Annotated in this window: 19 protein-coding genes; 5 read left to right on the forward strand and 14 right to left on the reverse strand. The window is 38.3% G+C overall.

The annotated features are described in order from the left end of the window. Positions 1-32: 32 nt before the first annotated feature. The 8 genes from U9R83_RS21910 to U9R83_RS21945 form a co-directional block, all read right to left on the reverse strand. A complete protein-coding gene (locus U9R83_RS21910) occupies positions 33-1,199 on the reverse strand; it encodes a D-alanyl-D-alanine carboxypeptidase family protein (RefSeq protein WP_042991899.1) in 1,167 nt (388 codons plus the stop codon). Positions 1,200-1,315: 116 nt separating this feature from the next. Further along, positions 1,316-2,146: a purine-nucleoside phosphorylase gene (locus U9R83_RS21915; RefSeq protein ID WP_115654887.1), complete on the reverse strand. Its 831-nt coding sequence runs from the start codon at positions 2,144-2,146 to the stop codon at positions 1,316-1,318. Positions 2,147-2,162: 16 nt separating this feature from the next. Then, entirely contained in the window at positions 2,163-3,344 is a 1,182-nt protein-coding gene (gene deoB, locus U9R83_RS21920; RefSeq protein WP_014458296.1) for a phosphopentomutase, read from the reverse strand. 197 nt (positions 3,345-3,541) lie between these two features. Continuing rightward, positions 3,542-4,435: a site-specific tyrosine recombinase XerD gene (gene xerD, locus U9R83_RS21925; protein WP_014458295.1), complete on the reverse strand. Its 894-nt coding sequence runs from the start codon at positions 4,433-4,435 to the stop codon at positions 3,542-3,544. A gap of 6 nt (positions 4,436-4,441) precedes the next feature. Continuing rightward, positions 4,442-4,669 carry a YqzK family protein gene (locus U9R83_RS21930; RefSeq protein WP_013059081.1) on the reverse strand — a complete coding sequence of 76 codons (228 nt, stop codon included), beginning with the start codon at positions 4,667-4,669 and terminating at the stop codon, positions 4,442-4,444. 195 nt (positions 4,670-4,864) lie between these two features. After that, complete coding sequence (gene fur / locus U9R83_RS21935) at positions 4,865-5,317, reverse strand: ferric iron uptake transcriptional regulator (RefSeq protein ID WP_013059082.1); 453 nt, start codon at positions 5,315-5,317, stop codon at positions 4,865-4,867. Positions 5,318-5,429: 112 nt separating this feature from the next. Then, positions 5,430-6,074, reverse strand: coding sequence for a stage II sporulation protein M (gene spoIIM, locus U9R83_RS21940; protein ID WP_014458293.1), 645 nt, complete (start codon positions 6,072-6,074; stop codon positions 5,430-5,432). 366 nt (positions 6,075-6,440) lie between these two features. Continuing rightward, complete coding sequence (locus U9R83_RS21945; protein ID WP_014458292.1) at positions 6,441-6,992, reverse strand: NUDIX hydrolase; 552 nt, start codon at positions 6,990-6,992, stop codon at positions 6,441-6,443. 71 nt (positions 6,993-7,063) lie between these two features. Here U9R83_RS21945 and mciZ point away from each other — a divergent pair, with 71 nt between their 5' ends. Further along, positions 7,064-7,228 carry a Z-ring formation inhibitor MciZ gene (mciZ, locus tag U9R83_RS21950; RefSeq protein ID WP_014458291.1) on the forward strand — a complete coding sequence of 55 codons (165 nt, stop codon included), beginning with the start codon at positions 7,064-7,066 and terminating at the stop codon, positions 7,226-7,228. 93 nt (positions 7,229-7,321) lie between these two features. Continuing rightward, positions 7,322-8,239 (forward strand): aldo/keto reductase, encoded by a 918-nt coding sequence (locus tag U9R83_RS21955; protein WP_115654888.1) that lies wholly within the window; start codon positions 7,322-7,324, stop codon positions 8,237-8,239. A gap of 27 nt (positions 8,240-8,266) precedes the next feature. On the opposite strand, the gene U9R83_RS21960 is transcribed toward U9R83_RS21955, so the two are convergent. The 4 genes from U9R83_RS21960 to U9R83_RS21975 all read right to left on the reverse strand — a co-directional run bounded on the left by U9R83_RS21960 (position 8,267) and on the right by U9R83_RS21975 (position 11,381). After that, positions 8,267-8,515, reverse strand: a complete 249-nt coding sequence (locus tag U9R83_RS21960; protein WP_033579729.1) for a YqkE family protein — start codon at positions 8,513-8,515, stop codon at positions 8,267-8,269. A gap of 64 nt (positions 8,516-8,579) precedes the next feature. Further along, positions 8,580-9,248 (reverse strand): CoA transferase subunit B, encoded by a 669-nt coding sequence (locus tag U9R83_RS21965; protein WP_014458288.1) that lies wholly within the window; start codon positions 9,246-9,248, stop codon positions 8,580-8,582. A gap of 20 nt (positions 9,249-9,268) precedes the next feature. Continuing rightward, positions 9,269-9,958, reverse strand: coding sequence for a CoA transferase subunit A (locus U9R83_RS21970; RefSeq protein ID WP_025750456.1), 690 nt, complete (start codon positions 9,956-9,958; stop codon positions 9,269-9,271). A 235-nt stretch (positions 9,959-10,193) separates the two neighbouring features. Then, the gene (locus tag U9R83_RS21975; RefSeq protein WP_043976310.1) at positions 10,194-11,381 is read right to left on the reverse strand and encodes an acetyl-CoA C-acetyltransferase; all 1,188 of its coding nucleotides are present in this window, start codon (positions 11,379-11,381) and stop codon (positions 10,194-10,196) included. A gap of 177 nt (positions 11,382-11,558) precedes the next feature. On the opposite strand from U9R83_RS21975, the gene U9R83_RS21980 reads away from it, so the two are divergent. Together U9R83_RS21980 and U9R83_RS21985 are read left to right on the forward strand one after the other, a co-directional pair. Continuing rightward, positions 11,559-12,455: a hydroxymethylglutaryl-CoA lyase gene (locus tag U9R83_RS21980; RefSeq protein ID WP_328575415.1), complete on the forward strand. Its 897-nt coding sequence runs from the start codon at positions 11,559-11,561 to the stop codon at positions 12,453-12,455. 68 nt (positions 12,456-12,523) lie between these two features. After that, positions 12,524-13,435: an alpha/beta hydrolase gene (locus U9R83_RS21985; protein WP_115654892.1), complete on the forward strand. Its 912-nt coding sequence runs from the start codon at positions 12,524-12,526 to the stop codon at positions 13,433-13,435. On the opposite strand, the gene U9R83_RS21990 is transcribed toward U9R83_RS21985, so the two are convergent. Continuing rightward, positions 13,432-13,770 carry an iron-sulfur cluster biosynthesis family protein gene (locus U9R83_RS21990; protein WP_115654893.1) on the reverse strand — a complete coding sequence of 113 codons (339 nt, stop codon included), beginning with the start codon at positions 13,768-13,770 and terminating at the stop codon, positions 13,432-13,434. The genes U9R83_RS21985 and U9R83_RS21990 overlap by 4 nt on opposite strands. 130 nt (positions 13,771-13,900) lie before the next feature. On the opposite strand from U9R83_RS21990, the gene U9R83_RS21995 reads away from it, so the two are divergent. After that, positions 13,901-14,116 (forward strand): CDGSH iron-sulfur domain-containing protein, encoded by a 216-nt coding sequence (locus U9R83_RS21995; protein WP_013059094.1) that lies wholly within the window; start codon positions 13,901-13,903, stop codon positions 14,114-14,116. 71 nt (positions 14,117-14,187) lie between these two features. Here U9R83_RS21995 and U9R83_RS22000 read toward each other — a convergent pair whose 3' ends face one another. After that, a complete protein-coding gene (locus U9R83_RS22000; protein WP_115654894.1) occupies positions 14,188-14,982 on the reverse strand; it encodes an SDR family NAD(P)-dependent oxidoreductase in 795 nt (264 codons plus the stop codon). Positions 14,983-14,989 lie beyond the last annotated feature (7 nt).

The following is a 14,989-nucleotide window of genomic DNA, read 5'->3' on the forward strand; positions in this document are numbered from 1 at the left end:
AAAACTAGTTCTATTTCGTCACATTTAGCTGTTTAAGATGTTTGAGAGAAAATAGAGAACGTACGTTTAAATAGCTTCCACCAAGAAGCAGCATCGATATCTTCTTTTGCCAGAAGCGGTGAAGAATTAACTACTTTGTTATCCTTCTTAATGGTCAACGTTCCAATTTTGTCGCCTTTTTGAATGGGCGCATTTAGCTTCTCGTTCATTTTCACTTCTGTTTTAACGTCTTTGGCTGCATTTCCTTTTTTCAATAAAACAGAAATAGGCTCGGACGTAACAGCCGTTACCTGATCTTCGCTACCCTTGTTTACATCTATCTTGGTAATAACGTCTCCTTTTTTGTATAAAGGCTTCGTTGTATATTGACTGAATGCGTAGTCTAACATTTTGGTTACTTGATTATTGCGATCTTTTGGCGTGCTTGCACCGAATACAACCGCTAACACACGCATATTTCCCTTTTTAGCGGTAGCTGTTAGGCAATACTTCGCTTGACCCGTAAATCCGGTTTTGAGTCCATCAACGCCGGGATAAAACTTCACTAAGCGATTTGTATTTACTAACCAAAACTTCTTATCTGTATCCGTGCGCAAATAAGCTTCGTATTTACTTGTATAGTTAATAATTTTTTCATACTTTAGCAGCTCTCTGCCCATCATGGCCATATCATGAGCTGTACTATAGTGATTTTCTACGGGCAGGCCTGTCGGATTTTGAAATTTTGTATGAGTCAAACCAAGCTCTTTCGCTTTTTGGTTCATCTTTGCTACAAATTTTTCTTCTGATCCAGCTAAATATTCAGCCATTGCCATAGAAGCATCGTTACCAGAACCTATCGCAATCCCTTTTAGCAAATCATTTACCGTCATTTCTTCTCCGGGCTCTAAAAAGATTTGTGAGCCTCCCATTGAAGCGGCATATTCACTTGCTCGCACTTTATCTTTTAAGGTAATTTTCCCTTTATCCAAAGCCTCCATAATTAAAATCATTGTCATAATTTTAGTCATACTAGCAGGGGGAAGTTCTTGATTACTATTTTTTTCGTATAGAATTTTTCCTGTATCCCGTTCAATTAAAATAGCTGACCTAGCACTATCAGCAAGCTCAGAACTCTTTTTTTCTGCGGCTAAAACAGGTTGCGTCATAAGTGGAAATAAAAATATGACAACGAGTAACTTTACAATAGTTCGCTTCATCTCCACAAACCTCCATTCTTTATACAACCTATTTTTTCCAAGGCATAATCGATTTATACTAAGGGAAATAAAAAAAGCATCGAGAAATTCTCGATGCTTGAAGTCATATTTTCTTCTTATTTTTGATAAGCTGGAAGCTGCTTTACTACTTCTTTTACAAGCGATAAAAACTGTTGTTTTACTTTTTCAGTCGTTTCAATTACTTCTTCATGATTTAACGGCTGATCTAAAATACCAGCTGCCATATTAGAAATACAAGAAATACCTAGCACTTTCATACCTGCATGGCGTGCCACAATAACTTCTGGCACTGTAGACATACCGACCGCGTCTCCCCCGATAATGCGAAGCATGCGTACTTCAGCAGGCGTTTCATATGTTGGACCTGTATTTCCTACATATACACCTTCTTGTAAGGCGATATTTAAATCAGTTCCTACTTTCTTCGCTAATTGGCGAAGGTCCTTGCAGTAAGCAGTTGACATATCCGGGAACCTTACGCCAAAATCAGAGTCATTAGGTCCAATCAAAGGGTTCGTTCCAAAGTTATTAATATGATCAGAAATAATCATTAAGTCTCCTGGATTAAAGGATTCGTTTACTCCGCCCGCTGCATTCGTTACAATCAACGTTTCTACACCAATTTCTTTCATTACGCGCACTGGAAATGTTACTTTATCAAGGGCGTACCCTTCATAAAAGTGAAAACGTCCTTGCATAGCTACAACCGGTACATCACAAATGGTACCAATTACCAATTGACCAGCGTGACCTTCAACTGTTGAAACGGGGAACTCAGGAATGTCGTTATACGGAATTTTTACCGCGCCTTCAATTTCATCAGCTAATACCCCTAGTCCAGAACCTAAAATAAGCCCAATTGTTGGTGTAACAGCTGATTGATTTTTAATATATTCTGCTGCTTTTTCAATATATTCTTTTTTCATACTCCATTCCCCCTGCTTAATTCAGCTCTTTTAAAAAACTTTTTCCATGCTTAGGCATTGCTACGCCAAAATTTTCTGCTACCGTTGCGCCAATATCCGCAAACGTTTGACGAATAGAAAGTTCTTTTCCTTCTTGCATGCCTTTATTGTACACAAGAAGCGGCACGTATTCACGCGTATGGTCTGTTCCATGATGAACAGGGTCATTTCCATGATCCGCTGTAATAATCAATAAATCTTCTTCTTTTAATAAATCAAATACTTCTTCCAAGCGTGCATCATATTCTTCAAGCGCTTGCCCATATCCTTGGGGATCGCGACGATGACCATAGAGAGCATCAAAATCAACTAAATTTAAGAAGCTTAAGCCAGTGAAGTCCATATTTAATGTATCAACTAGCTTATCCATGCCGTCCATATTCGATTTGGTACGAAGAGATTTTGTGACCCCTTCTCCGTCGTAAATATCAGAAATTTTACCGATAGCAATAACATCGATGTCATTGTCTTTTAATTCATTCATTACTGTACGTCCAAAAGGCTTCAATGCATAATCATGACGATTAGATGTACGTGTGAAGTTACCTGGTTCACCTAAGAACGGGCGAGCGATAACACGTCCAATCATATACGGATCATCAAGCGTTAATTCACGAGCAATCTCACAAATTTTGTACAATTCATCAATTGGAACAATTTCTTCATGAGCAGCAATTTGCAAAACAGAATCCGCTGATGTATAGACAATTAAGTCACCTGTTTCCATATGCTGTTTTCCTAGCTCATCCAAAATTTCTGTACCAGACGCTGGTTTGTTCCCAATGATTTTTCGACCTGTTTTTTCTTCTAATTGTGAAATCAGCTCTTCTGGAAATCCGTCTGGAAACACATTAAAAGGCGTATCAATATTAAGACCCATAATTTCCCAGTGTCCTGTCATTGTATCTTTTCCTGCCGAAGCTTCCTGCATTTTTGTATAGTAAGCCAACGGTTTTTCGGCTTTATCGATTCCTTTAATTTCACGGATATTGCTTAGGCCAAGTTTAGCCATATTAGGCATATGAAGACCGTTACAATGCTCTGCAATATGACCAAACGTATCAGCACCTTTATCATTGTATTTTTCAGCATCCGGTGATTCACCGATACCTACTGAATCCATGACAATCAAAAATACGCGTTTATATGTATGCGCCATTTTATTCCCTCCAAATATCAATTTATTTATTCTCTATAAAATTCCCGTTTGGAAATAATTTAACCATCTTCTCTTATTGGTCAGAAGTCTGACCTCTCTATTAGTATAGACGCTTTTTATTTTTTTGTACACATGAATGAAAGTGTTTTCAATCAAAAAAACCAATGTCTATGAACTCACTGGACATTGGAATCTTTCTACGCTCGCGGATGAAACTGATTGTATACATCTTTTAAACGTGCTTTTGTGACATGTGTATAAATTTGAGTGGTCGAAATATCCGCATGCCCGAGCATTTCTTGAACGGCTCTCAAGTCCGCGCCGTTCTCTAACAAATGAGTAGCAAACGAATGTCGTAACGTATGCGGAGTTAATTCTTTTTCAATTTTTGCTTCAGAAGCTAACTTTTTTAATATTTTCCAAAACCCCTGCCTTGTTAAACGCCTTCCGTGATGATTAACAAAGAGTGCTTTGTCCTGTTCCTTTTGCTTTGTTAAAACACTCCGGCTACGCTGTAGATACTCTTCAATCGCCTCCGTTGCCAACCTTCCGATGGGGACAATTCTTTCTTTATTCCCTTTTCCGATACAACGAATAAATCCCATCGTCAAATGTGCATCATCAATATTTAAGTTAACGAGTTCAGATACACGAATTCCAGTAGCATAAAGCAACTCAAGCATCGCTTTGTCCCGTATGCCAAAAGGCGTCGAAGTATCAAACACATTTAACAGCGCCTCTACTTCCTCTGCATTTAGCACTTTTGGCAGCTTGCGCTCAAGCTGCGGAGTATCAATATGAACGGATGGATCTGTATCCGCTGCTTTTTCTCTTAGTAAGAATTGATGAAAAGATCTAGTTGAAGCTACATGTCTCGCAATCGTTTTAGATGACTTTTGCTGATCACTTAAATATTTCAGAAAATTAACGATGTGGAGTCTTGTTACTTCATTAAATGATTTCAGCTGCTCTACATGCTCTAAATATTGAGCATACTTTTTTAAATCTCGTTCATATGAATCAATCGTATTTTTCGCCAGTCCCCGCTCTACTACTAAATAATGAATAAAATCTTGAATTTGATCATTCAATAGCCTCTACTCCCCGTTTTGATAAAACATAAATAAACGCTCCAGCCACGTTTGATCTTTGTTCACACTTGCTTGCATGACCTTAACTGCTGAACCCGACGGCTCATCATAACGTTTATAATTTTGATACTCTTGAGATACCCAGATCATTCCAAAATAAAACAAAAGAGTAAACCCGGTAAATAAGATAAATACTTTACATGTATTATATACCATTTCAGCCCATGATTTCATGAAACAATTCCTCCAATTTTTGATTCTATTAGAAGATATGCCAATTGGGACAGGTTTTATACATGTTTCTTGCCTTTATACGCTGAGTTCTCTCCTGGTCATTTCCTTTCTTTCTATAAAACCATGTAGCTTGTAACCTCGTTATTTTTTTTATTTATGTACAACAAAAAACCTTCTCCATTAGGGAAAAGGCTTTTACTGCTTGTCTTCTTTATCCTGACAGCGATGGCAAATGCCATGAAATGTCAAGCGGTGATCTTTAATTTTAAAATTCCATTGCTTTTCCACAATTTCTTCAACGTCTTCAAGCAAATCTTCTTGAATTTCGTCCACAGATCCACATTCCATACACACAAGGTGATGATGAAAGTGTGCGGCTCCTTCTTGTCTTAAATCGTAGCGAGAAACGCCATCGCCAAAGTTTATTTTATCAACAATTTTAAGTTCAGTTAACAATTCTAACGTACGATAAACAGTTGCCAATCCAATTTCCGGAGACTTTTCCTTGACGAGGAGATATACATCTTCGGCACTTAAATGATCCTCTTCATGTTCAAGAAGTACTCTTACAGTCGCCTCACGTTGAGGTGTCAATTTATAGCTAGCTGAGTGCAACTGCTGCTTAATTCGCTCAATTCGACTTTCCATAATTATTCCCTCCCTCGCCATTCACTAATCCATTATATCAGATGTGTCGAGGGTGTCAAAATAAAGTTATTATTAATAAGAAAAAAGAATTCTTTTTACTTAATACTTATTCTTACTTATTTAATAGAGCCATTACACTTTTCATTAAAGTAGGTGATACATAGGCTTCAACTGTAGCCGCACAGGCAACCAAACATACCATTGCAATCATCGTGCCGCTATAGCGTAAAAAGGATGCGGAAATAGGCTCCGCTGCTTTTTTAAAGAACTGCTGCCGCACAAGCTTCAAAGAAAAGGCGACTGAAGCTGCAGACAAGATCAAAAATGCCGGTATGAGAAAGATATTTTGCGGCATAACAGATACAAAAGATAGCGCAAACCCAGAGAGTCCCATTTGATTGACTAAAAAGCCTACGGTAAAACCAATCACCATTCCTTTTAAAAACAGCAGAATTAACACTACAGGCAAACCAATAATAGCAATTCCTAGTATCCAAATGAGCCCCAAGTATTTAACATTGTGAAAAAAACTTTGCTGAAACATTTCAACGCTGCTTGCTACTTCTCCACTCTTTACCTGTCCGAAAAACCGGTTTAAATAGAAGTACAGGTCTTCTTTTTGATCAAGCGTCAAACTATTTACAACAATAGCCCCAAAAATGATTCCCATTAAAAACAGCACGGTCACAAACAAATAAATAGAACTGTTTTCTTGAAAATGTCTTGCATACGATAATGGCAATTGTTTTTTTCTCATCGTCTTCCTCCTATTAATCGCTTAATAGAGTGTATGATAGAGTACAAAAACTATGCCAAGAATCTTTTGAATCTATCAAATAAAAAAGAGAATGAGACATAATGAAATTAATCCAATCAACCGCTAGAACCAACTATATAAATGAAATCTACGTTCACCATCACCTTAAAAAAATCCGAACGAATCTGATTCTCCATCAAGAATCTCTATTCATCGTTCGGATTTTCCTTCAACTAAAATATGGTTGCCACACATTTTTTTAAGTTAGAGATACACGCATGCCTGTTTTTTTCCTCACATTAAATGACGTTTCAATATAAACTTCTAAATTGCTAGATTACCGTCCATATGTAAAAGAAAACTCTGTTACTCGCCTAATCCGCTTTTCAACTGTAGATATTGCACAGCATATGCTGTTTTTGCATCGTAAATTTCTTTGTTTTGAATAAGAGTAAGGGCCTCATCTACAGTAACTTCCATCACTTCAACAAATTCATCTTCGTCTAATTCCGCTTTGGTGGTCATCACTTTTAAATCTTCCGCTAAATACAGGTGCACCAACTCATCCGCAAAACCTGGTGATGTATAAAAAGAAATAATATGGCTAAGGGAATCCGTTGTATAGCCCGTTTCTTCTTCTAACTCACGTTTTGCCGTCACAATCGGCTCTTCTCCTTTTTCTAGTTTTCCGGCTGGAATTTCAACTAAAATACGATCCATCGGTCTGCGATACTGTTTGACCATAACTATTTTATGATCGCTTGTTAACGCAATGACAGCGACAGCTCCAGGATGCTTAACTACTTCTCTTGTACTCGTTTTTCCGTTCGGAAGCTCTACTTCTTCTAAGTACAAATCGATAACTCTTCCTCCAAACAGCTTTTCAGAAGACAGCATTTTTTCTGTTAAATGATCCATTTTCTCCACCTCGTTCTATTTTTTTAACTCTTACATATATTCTATCATACGAATCTTGGGAGGTAGAAAAAATGAAAGTTTATGTTCACGAGAAGCAAATCATTTTAGTAGGTAAAGCATGGGAAATCAAGCAAAAGTTAAAAGAATACAGCGAACAATTTCAGTATGTTGATGAGTGGACGAACGCTATCTCTCAAAATTTTAATTCTTACAAACAAGCAGACTGCAGACACTAAATGTGCTGCAGTTTTTTAATCTTCTTATTTGAGTTTCCCTCTATCATAGCGCTACAATAGATAGAAACAAGTAAAACATAAGGAGTGACATATATGGAAAAAAGACGCTTAGGTACTTCAGATTTGTTCGTCAGTACATTAGGTTTAGGATGCATGTCTCTTGGAACGGAACAGAAACACGCTGTTAATATGATTGATGAAGCTTTGGAATATGGAGTTAATTATTTTGATACAGCAGATTTATATGATTTTGGGTTAAACGAGGAGTTTGTGGGACAAGCTCTAAAAAACCGCAGACATGATATTGTTTTAGCCACAAAAGTAGGAAATCGCTGGAATGATGCAAAAGACAGCTGGACGTGGGATCCGTCTAAAGCTTACATAAAAGATGAAGTAAAAGAAAGCCTGCGCCGGCTTCAAACGGATTACATCGATTTATACCAACTGCACGGAGGGACCGTTGAAGACAATATTGAAGAAACGATTGAAGCATTTGAAGAATTAAAACAAGAAGGCGTCATTCGCTACTATGGTATTTCATCTATCCGCCCGAATGTGATTCGAGAGTATGTCCAAAACTCTTCTATTGTCAGCGTCATGATGCAATACAGCTTGTTAGACAGACGGCCTGAAGAAAGTGCACTTCCCCTTTTGCATGATAACGGCATTAGCGTTGTAGCCAGAGGTCCAGTAGCCAAAGGATTGCTAACTGAAAAAGGAGAGCAAAAGCTGGCTGCACTCGAAGGTAAGGGATACTTAGACTATAGCGGTACGGAATTAGCAAAAACGATAGAAGCATTTCGTCACGTACGACCAAATCACTCTCTGAATTCAACTGCACTTCAATACTGTTTAGCTAATCCTACGGTAGCCTCAGTTGTAGCAGGAGCGAGCTCTTCTTCACAGCTTCGTGAAAACGTAAAGGCTGTCGAGACCTCCCCGCTACAGCCTACTGAAGTTAACAAGCTGCACTCGATCTTTAAAGCCAATCAATATGAAGCTCATCGTTAAAAAATAAAAGCGCCTTTATCGGCGCTTTTATTTTTTAAATTCGGACCAGTTCATATCACTTTCATTTAACAGTTCTTCAAACGACTTATTTTTTTCTTTTTCTTTTCGAATTCGAGCAGCTTCTTTACGCTCTGTTTCTTTCTGCTCTTCTTCTTTTAAAGAAAGCGCCTGTTTTTTAGCTTGAAGCTGTTTTAATAAGCTATCATTTAGCTGATCTTTGATACTGAGTTGATCATTTTGTTTTTGTGCTGATTGTTTTTGCTTTTTTTTAGCCATCACAATTCCCCCGCTACTTTAATTGAGAGATATTGTATCATATTCTTGCTTTTGTTACCAAAAATCAAAACGCATCTAGTTTTACATGTTCATCAATGATTAAATTTGGCTCTGTCGACTGCTGAATATCTTCTACCGTATAGCCTTTCGCTACTTCAACAAGCTTTAGACCTTCTGCCGTAATATCAATAACCGCACGATCTGTAATAATACGATCTACTACCCCTTTACCTGTCAGAGGAAGGCTGCACTCATTTAAGATTTTAGGCTCATCTTTTCTCGTCACATGTTCCATAATAACAATGATGCGCTGCGCTCCGTGAACTAAATCCATTGCACCGCCCATTCCTTTAATCATTTTTCCAGGAATCATCCAGTTTGCCAAGTCACCAGTTTTTGAGACTTCCATTCCTCCTAAAATCGCAATATTAATGTGCCCTCCGCGAATCATTCCAAACGATTCAGCACTATCGAAGTAAGAGGCGCCTTTTGTCGCCGTTACGGTTTCTTTACCTGCATTAATTAAATCAGGATCTACTTCTCCCTCTTTCGGATATGGTCCAATGCCTAACAGACCGTTTTCGGACTGAAGCACCACCGTTTTATTATCTGAGATATGATTAGCCACAAGCGTTGGAATACCAATTCCAAGGTTTACATAAAATCCGTCCAAAATTTCTTTTTCAGCACGTTTTGCAATTCGCTCTCTCACGTTCACGCCGTTTTCAATCATGAAAAATCTCTCCCCTTTTGTTATTTTTGAACGGTTAAACGCTCAATACGTTTTTCTTGTTCACCAATAATTAACGATTGAACGTATACACTAGGTGTGTGGATAATATTTGGATCAAGTGAGCCTGTTGGATGAAGTTCCTCCACTTCTGCTATCGTCACTTTTCCTGCTGCTGCAATCATTGGGCTAAAATTGCGCGCTGTCTTGTTATACACTAAGTTCCCCATATGATCGGCTTTCCAAGCTCTAACCAAACTAAAATCAGCTTTTAACGCCTCTTCTAGTAAATATTCTTTTCCTTCAAACACGCGAACTTCTTTTCCTTCAGCAATGGGTGTTCCCACTCCCGCTGGTGTATAAAATGCAGGTATGCCCGCTCCGCCGGCGCGAATCTTTTCAGCTAGCGTGCCTTGAGGTAGCAATTCTACTTCAATTTCTCCTGACAATACTTGTCTTTCAAACTCTTTATTTTCTCCCACGTAAGAACCAATCATCTTTTTAATTTGTTTGTTTTTCAGAAGCAGTCCAAGTCCCCAGTCGTCTACGCCGCAGTTATTTGAAATTACGGTTAAATCTTTTACCCCTGTTTCAACTAACGCTAAAATCAAATTCTCCGGAATTCCACATAAACCAAAACCACCGACCATAATCGTAGCACCATCGTGAATATCTTTCACCGCTTCTTTAAACGACGTATGTACTTGTTTCATACATAACCACCCCTTCGTTATTTTTGAAAACGCTTTCTAATCCATTATAAAAGATTTTTATTTCTTTTTAAATATATATATAACTGAAAATTATAATTTAATCATTTTTTTGTCAAAAAAGTTATATTACTAGACAAATTAAAGGAAAAACAAAAACGCCACGAGTTCCAAAGCTGTATGTTTGGAATCTGTGGCGTTGTGATATAGCTTTAATGTTTGTTAAAACTATATCAAATTAAGGACGTTCAACGATTGTTGCAACGCCTTGGCCTCCGCCAATACATAACGTTGCTAACCCAAGTTTTGCGTCGCGTTTTTGCATTTCATGAATAAGTGAAACTAGGACACGTGCACCACTTGCACCAATAGGATGTCCAAGCGCAATTGCTCCACCGTTTACATTTAAAATATCATGATTAAATTGAAGTTCACGATCCACAGCGATTGACTGTGCAGCGAATGCTTCGTTTGCTTCTACTAATTGAACATCTTCTAATGAAACAGCAGCTTTTTCCAGCGCCTTTTTCACTGCGCTTACAGGACCGATTCCCATAATGCTTGGGTCTACTCCAGCAGTTGCATTACCTTTAATTGACACTAATGGTGTTAGGCCTAACTCGTCTGCTTTTTTACGGCTCATTACCACTACTGCCGCTGCACCGTCATTGATACCAGATGCATTACCAGCTGTTACAGAACCGTCTTTTTTGAAGGCTGGACGTAATTTCCCTAAGCTTTCAGCCGTTGTGCCTGCACGTGGGAACTCATCTTGTTCAAAAATAGTTACTTGACCTTTTCTTCCAGGCACTTCTACTGGCACGATTTCATCTTTGAAACGACCAGATTGAATAGCTGCTTCTGCTTTTTGCTGACTTGAAGCTGCAAACGCATCTTGTTCGTCACGAGTAATTTCATATTTATCACACAGATTTTCAGCTGTAACGCCCATATGGTAGTCGTTAAATGCACACCATAATCCATCTTGAATCATGCTGTCAACTACTTTTTGGTCGCCCATTTTAAACCCGTTGCGTGCATTTTTTAATAAGTATGGTGCTTGGCTCATGTTTTCCATTCCACCAGCAACAATCACATCAGCATCCCCAGCAAGAATCGCTTGTGTAGCGAGATGTACTGCTTTTAGTCCTGATCCGCATACTTTATTGATGGTTAATGCTGAAACAGTTTCAGGTAAACCTGCTGCTAAAGTTGCTTGTCGTGCTGGATTTTGTCCTAAACCTGCTTGTAGGACATTTCCCATGATAACTTCATCTACTTCGTTTGCTGATACCCCTACTTTGTTTAAAGCTTCTTTAATTACAGTACCACCTAAAGTTGTTGCGGATACATTTTGTAAGCTTCCCCCAAAGCTGCCGATTGCTGTACGTACAGCGCTTACAATGACTACTTCTGTTTGACCCATGTCGAAAACCTCTCCTTACTGTTTGATTACTGTGATTAACTGTCACCTGTATTAGTTTCGACATAGCTTGCGAAATTCCTCTTTTTTTGTAAAAATTTATAATTTTTATTGAATTTTAATTTTTTAGAATTAAAATGAATATTAGTAAGCGTTTACAATGTGGGAGGAGAGCGGTTTATGGGATTTCCTGAAAAAGTAACAATTATAGAAGTTGGTCCACGAGATGGACTTCAAAATGAAAAAAATTTTGTTCCAACTGAAAAAAAAATTAATTTTATCAAAAAATTAAAAGAAGCTGGACTATCCGAAATCGAAATTACATCCTTTGTTTCTCCAAAATGGGTTCCTCAAATGAAAGATGCTTCTACTGTTGCAAATACATTTCAGTCTGATACATGCCGAAACATTGTACTTGTGCCAAACCAAAAAGGCTTGGAAAAAGCACTGCAAGCTAATTGCCGCTCCGTTGCGCTGTTTATTGGCGTAAGCGATACTTTTAATCAAAAAAATATTAACAAAAACACCAAAGAAGCTGTACAAACGCTGCTTCCTCTCATTCAACAGCTCAAGCAACAAGAATGTTTTATTCGAACTTGCATTTCCACCGCCTTTTATTGCCCGTATGAAGGAAAAATACATGAACGCGACGTGCTGGCCCTTTGCGAAAGATTTGTGGAGGCTGGAGTGAATGAGCTAAGCGTTGCTGATACAATTGGCATGGCAAACCCTAAAGATGTATTTTCACTTTTCTCGAAATTAAAACAAAACTTTCCCCACACGCTACTTGCTGCGCACTTTCACGATACGAGAGGATTAGCCATTGCAAATATCTATGCAGCTCTGCAAGCCGGTATTAACAGGTTCGATTCCTCCGCTGGGGGGTTAGGTGGATGTCCATTCGCTAAGGGAGCAACGGGAAACGTAGCTACAGAAGATCTCGTCTTTATGCTTCATGAAATGGGTATTTCCACTTCTATTAATGAAGAAAAGCTGCTCGAAGCGGTCGCTTTTATCGCTCCTCACATTTCAAGACCGATTGAAAGCAAGCAATACTCTTTATTTGCACAGCGTTAAAAATTAGGTTTTTATGAGAGCGATGCTATAATAAATAATAGCTATATTAACAAAAGGAGCCGCTAATCATGAAAAAATGGCTATTATTAGTAGGAAGTATTCTCGGAGCATTTGCCGCTCTTGGCGTCTTTTTTACAAATCAAATGATGTACATCCGTAAAAAGACCGACAAAGTCATTATTGACCGCGATACAGAAGATGGCTTTTATGATGAAAATATTTATAACGCTCTTCCTAAAGAAGAATTTGTACTCCCTTCCTCTCTAGGCTATAACATCGCTGGAACCGTTATTAAACAACATGATAACAACCGATTTATGATTCTTTCACACGGAGTTACAGTTCATTCACTAAACTCTATGAAATATGCTCGGCTTTTTCTGAAGCTTGGATGGAACGTCGTTCTTTATGATCATCGCCGCCACGGCAAGTCTGAAGGGAAAACAACGAGCTACGGCTATTATGAAAAACTGGACCTTCAATCCGTTGTTCACTGGGTAAAAGAACAATTCGGTTCAACTATTTCCCTTGGCATTCACGGGGAGTCTATGGGAGCTGCGACCACTCTTTTGTATGCTGGAATGGAAGATGGAGCGGATTTTTATATTGTCGACTGCCCTTTTTCTGACTTAGAAGAACTTCTTGCCTATCGCTTAAAACAAGATTTCCACTTACCAAAACAGCTTGTGATGCCAGCAGCTAATATGATTTTAAAATGGCGAGAAGGCTATTCATTTAAAGATGTATCACCCATTTCAGTCGTAGATCAAATCAAACACCCTGTTCTTTTTATTCATAGTAAAGAGGACGACTATATTCTTCCTAAAATGACGGAGCAGCTGCATGCTAAAAAAATGGGAGCAAAGCGGCTGTATTTGGCACCTGTAGGCACTCATGCCCGCTCGTATGCTGATAATCCAGTGGAATATGAACAAGTTATTGAAGCATTTTTAGAAAAAATACAAAAAGAAGCGCTTTAAAGCGCTTCTTTTGTTTTATCGATAAATGACATGCGTGGATTTAAAATTTGAGAAGGACATTTTAGCATAAACGTATATGCACTTTCACTGTAGTCGATCGTCATATTATCATCTAAAAATACTTGCTTTGTTTTTTCGACAAGAACAGGAACAAAATTCGTCTCGATGGTTACATCATCATCCTCTTTTTCATCAACAATCCATAGCGTCGTTACACCGCTCACAACACAGCCGCATCCATCCGTATCGTATTTTAATTTTAAATGCGTTGAAGAAGCTTTTCCGTACTTTTCTTGTATTTTTGCTATCGCTTTATCAGTAAAGGTAATATTCATTTTCCTTTAACTCCTTTTAAACTAATTGTATAAACAAACGAAAATTGCTTATATAATGAGTATAATACACATCTCACTTTCATTAAACTGTGGAGCTTCATATAGATGTGTACAATAAGGAGGTTTTTCTATGTCAAAAGTACAAATTAAAGTAATGGATAACGGCTCTTTCCGTGTCACTGGAGATGTTGAATTAATTGATGCAGACGGCAACAAATTTGAAACAAAACCGACGTTTTCACTATGCCGATGTGGCCAGTCGCAAAAGATGCCCTTTTGCGACGGAAATCATAAAGGAAAATTCGACTCTTGTGTGCGCGCTGCAAAAATTTTAGACGAGCAGTAGATTCGTAGAAATACAGCCTTCCTGAACGAAAGCATTAACGAAAAATTGGTAACCTGTGTTTAAAGCACAGGTTATTTTCTATTAAACGCATCTCCTGCCAATTTTTCTACAAGCCCTGGAGCAAGCTGATACACCTTTGAACCCATGTTCATCCACTTAGGCAAGTTGACTTCTCGTTTTGGTTTTCCAATGATATTGACCGTTTTTTCAGCTACGTATTGAGGCGTTAACATAAACTTTTCTACACTTTTTTCATAGTTTCCTGATTGATCCGCTATTGAAAAGAAGTTGGTTTGAATAGGACCTGGATTCACTGCGGTTACATAGATATCCGTTTTTGCTAATTCCATTCGCAGGCTATTGGTAAACCCTAACACGGCATGTTTAGAAGCTGAATAGCCACTGGATTTGGGCGTTGCCAGTTTGCCTGCTTGAGAAGCGATGTTAATAATATGTCCTTTGTTCTGTTTTAGCATATACGCTAAAATTTCTTGTGTACATGCAATCAGCCCAATAACATTGACTTGAAACATTGAAGCAATTGTCGAAATAGAGGCTTCTTTCACTTCTTCAAATACGCCAAAGCCCGCATTATTAATCAGCACATCAACACGCTTAATTTCAGCCATCATTTTCTGAACGACTCTTTTGACTTCCTCTACGTTCGCTACGTCGGCTTTATATATGTAAGAGGTAATCCCATACTTTTGACTAATTTGCTCGGCTACTCGCTGCAGCTTTTCTTCTGTACGTGCAAGTAAAACGGGCACGCCCCCTCTTTTGGCCACTTCATAAGCTAAATGTTCTCCAAGGCCTCCTGAAGCGCCTGTAATCACAACATGTTGGTTCTTTAACGAGGATTTCAAATCTAAC

Source organism: Priestia sp. LL-8 (assembly GCF_036227845.1).
GTDB lineage: Bacteria > Bacillota > Bacilli > Bacillales > Bacillaceae_H > Priestia > Priestia zanthoxyli.

Bases quoted from the DNA above. Each gene is read 5' to 3' on its own strand.
- U9R83_RS21945 (WP_014458292.1), bottom strand. From the start codon at position 6,992: ATGGATCATTTAACAGAAAAAATGCTGTCTTCTGAAAAGCTGTTTGGA.
- U9R83_RS21960 (WP_033579729.1), bottom strand. From the start codon at position 8,515: ATGGCTAAAAAAAAGCAAAAACAATCAGCACAAAAACAAAATGATCAA.
- U9R83_RS21955 (WP_115654888.1), top strand. From the start codon at position 7,322: ATGGAAAAAAGACGCTTAGGTACTTCAGATTTGTTCGTCAGTACATTA.
- U9R83_RS21915 (WP_115654887.1), bottom strand. From the start codon at position 2,146: ATGAAAAAAGAATATATTGAAAAAGCAGCAGAATATATTAAAAATCAA.
- U9R83_RS21970 (WP_025750456.1), bottom strand. From the start codon at position 9,958: ATGAAACAAGTACATACGTCGTTTAAAGAAGCGGTGAAAGATATTCAC.
- fur (WP_013059082.1), bottom strand. From the start codon at position 5,317: ATGGAAAGTCGAATTGAGCGAATTAAGCAGCAGTTGCACTCAGCTAGC.
- U9R83_RS21980 (WP_328575415.1), top strand. From the start codon at position 11,559: ATGGGATTTCCTGAAAAAGTAACAATTATAGAAGTTGGTCCACGAGAT.
- deoB (WP_014458296.1), bottom strand. From the start codon at position 3,344: ATGGCGCATACATATAAACGCGTATTTTTGATTGTCATGGATTCAGTA.
- mciZ (WP_014458291.1), top strand. From the start codon at position 7,064: ATGAAAGTTTATGTTCACGAGAAGCAAATCATTTTAGTAGGTAAAGCA.
- U9R83_RS21995 (WP_013059094.1), top strand. From the start codon at position 13,901: ATGTCAAAAGTACAAATTAAAGTAATGGATAACGGCTCTTTCCGTGTC.
- U9R83_RS21975 (WP_043976310.1), bottom strand. From the start codon at position 11,381: ATGGGTCAAACAGAAGTAGTCATTGTAAGCGCTGTACGTACAGCAATC.
- U9R83_RS21985 (WP_115654892.1), top strand. From the start codon at position 12,524: ATGAAAAAATGGCTATTATTAGTAGGAAGTATTCTCGGAGCATTTGCC.
- U9R83_RS21910 (WP_042991899.1), bottom strand. From the start codon at position 1,199: ATGAAGCGAACTATTGTAAAGTTACTCGTTGTCATATTTTTATTTCCA.
- U9R83_RS21990 (WP_115654893.1), bottom strand. From the start codon at position 13,770: ATGAATATTACCTTTACTGATAAAGCGATAGCAAAAATACAAGAAAAG.
- U9R83_RS21965 (WP_014458288.1), bottom strand. From the start codon at position 9,248: ATGATTGAAAACGGCGTGAACGTGAGAGAGCGAATTGCAAAACGTGCT.
- spoIIM (WP_014458293.1), bottom strand. From the start codon at position 6,074: ATGAGAAAAAAACAATTGCCATTATCGTATGCAAGACATTTTCAAGAA.
- U9R83_RS21930 (WP_013059081.1), bottom strand. From the start codon at position 4,669: ATGAAATCATGGGCTGAAATGGTATATAATACATGTAAAGTATTTATC.